This is a genomic window from Elizabethkingia argenteiflava (assembly GCF_009904105.1).
GTDB lineage: Bacteria > Bacteroidota > Bacteroidia > Flavobacteriales > Weeksellaceae > Elizabethkingia > Elizabethkingia argenteiflava.
The window spans coordinates 1-346 of sequence record NZ_JAAABJ010000586.1 but is presented as its reverse complement, the minus strand read 5'-3'; the positions used below and the strand labels follow the sequence as shown (position 1 = coordinate 346).

Annotated in this window: 1 protein-coding gene; it reads right to left on the bottom strand. The window is 29.8% G+C overall.

Translation table 11 applies throughout. The features are described 5' to 3' along the window. A partial coding sequence (locus GNY06_RS09645; RefSeq protein WP_166519886.1) for a transposase occupies positions 1-174 on the bottom strand: 174 nt, incomplete at its 3' end. Positions 175-346: the final 172 nt, after the last annotated feature.

The following is a 346-nucleotide window of genomic DNA, read 5'->3' as shown; positions in this document are numbered from 1 at the left end:
TTGCCATTTCGGAAAGTTCTTTGGCAGCATACGCCATTGACAGCCTGTTTTTATCAGGTACATTAACGCATTCCAAATCAGGATCAAAGGATGTTTTCGCTTTCTATCTTTCAGATTCAGCGTTTTATTTATATATTGACATTGGTTTTCAGTTAGATCAGTTAGGTATTTCATTCCTTTTTTTCCAAATATCCAACTTCTGAAAACCTTCCTAACTAAATTTTCTACACAAATTTAAACAGCCTCTTAATAGTTTTTTTTGTTTCCAATATAGTATTTTTTTCTTGTTTTTAATCACCTGTTATCTAATGATGTATATAAAAGACATAATGCTAGATTATTTTTT